Consider the following 1,520-nt stretch of genomic DNA (forward strand, 5'->3'; position numbering starts at 1 on the left):
AGAAGACATGCCATAGAACTTAATAAAAACAAAGAAGAGCACAATAAAAACAATAGGTTAATCAATATTACTTGTATATAAAAACAGTTAAAAATGACAATTTACACCCATAAACAACGCTGTTTTACAATGAACGCCGCCATTTTTGCCGCCACTTTTTGAGAGTGATTCACCCCACAAAAAAGCCAGCGTTGAATCCATCAACACTGGCCTTTGTTTAGCTAGACCGATAAATAATTAGTCTACAAAAATTGGCAGTTGTTCTTCAGTCAGAACACTGTCTTTCGCAAAGTCAGTATGCTCCGTTACTTTGCTAACGTTCCAGTTAGTTAAGTCTTGGTTAAAAGCTTTTGATCCTTTAAACATGGTCCTCATCCCCATTACATTCGATGTATCCCAAGCACCTATATCTTGGTTAAAGACTTTTGTCCAAGCAAACATGGAATCCATATTGGTTACATTTGATGTATCCCAATCACCTATATCTTGGTTAAAGGCTTCTGTATGAGCAAACATGCCAGACATACTCGTCACATTAGATGTATCCCAATCTCCTATATCTTGGTCGAACTTACCTGCATTGGTGAACATGTCGTCCATCCTTGTCACTTTCGATGTATCCCAATAACCTATATCTTGGTTAAAGGCGTCCGCTCTAAAAAACATATACCCCATGTCCTTAACATTAGATGTATCCCAATTACCTATATCTTGGTTAAAGGCTTCTGTGAAGGCGAACATACTACTCATACCCACCACATTTGATACATCCCAAATACCTATATCTTGGTTAAAGGCTTTAGCACCACTAAACATAAAGCGCATATACATCACATTTGACGTATCCCAATGACCTATATCTTGGTTAAAGGTTTTGGCATTCTCAAACATAGAGTTCATATATATCACATTTGACGTATCCCAATGACCTATATCTTGGTTAAAAACCGTACCACTAAACATATCTTTCATATTCCACACTCTCGATGTATCCCAGCGTTTGATATCTCGGTTAAAGGCTTTGGCTTCAGAAAACATGGCATCCATACGCGTCACACTCGATGTATCCCAGTGCCCAATATCTTGGTTAAAGGTTTTGGCAAACTTAAACATGTCAGAAAAATTTGTCACTTTAGATGTATCCCAGTACCCAATATCTTGATTAAAAGCTTCTGCTTTATAAAACATGGCTTTCATTCTCGTCACATTCGATGTATCCCAATAACCTATGTCTTGGTCAAACGCTTTGGCCCTAGAAAACATGGCTTCCATATCCGTCACATTTGATGTATCCCAATCACTAATATCAGCATTAAACGATTCACGTCCACTAAATACAGAGGCCATGGACGATACCTGTGTGGTACAAAAACGAATTGAGCCTTGTTCTAAGTTATCTAATAACGTTTTATTTTTAATTAGAGCGTTATCCACTACGAGATAAATTTTCCCGTTTTCAATCATTACTGAATTAACAGCTTGGTCAGGGCACTTTACCGAGATATCAGCAGCAAAAGCGG

Annotated in this window: 1 protein-coding gene; it reads right to left on the bottom strand. The window is 37.8% G+C overall.

Features of this window, described 5'->3' with window-relative positions; all coding sequences use genetic code 11:
• Positions 1-237 precede the first annotated feature (237 nt).
• A partial coding sequence (locus VSA01S_RS19710; protein ID WP_147052797.1) for a BspA family leucine-rich repeat surface protein occupies positions 238-1,520 on the bottom strand: 1,283 nt, incomplete at its 5' end.

The organism is Vibrio sagamiensis NBRC 104589, assembly GCF_007990935.1.
Classification (GTDB): domain Bacteria; phylum Pseudomonadota; class Gammaproteobacteria; order Enterobacterales; family Vibrionaceae; genus Vibrio; species Vibrio sagamiensis.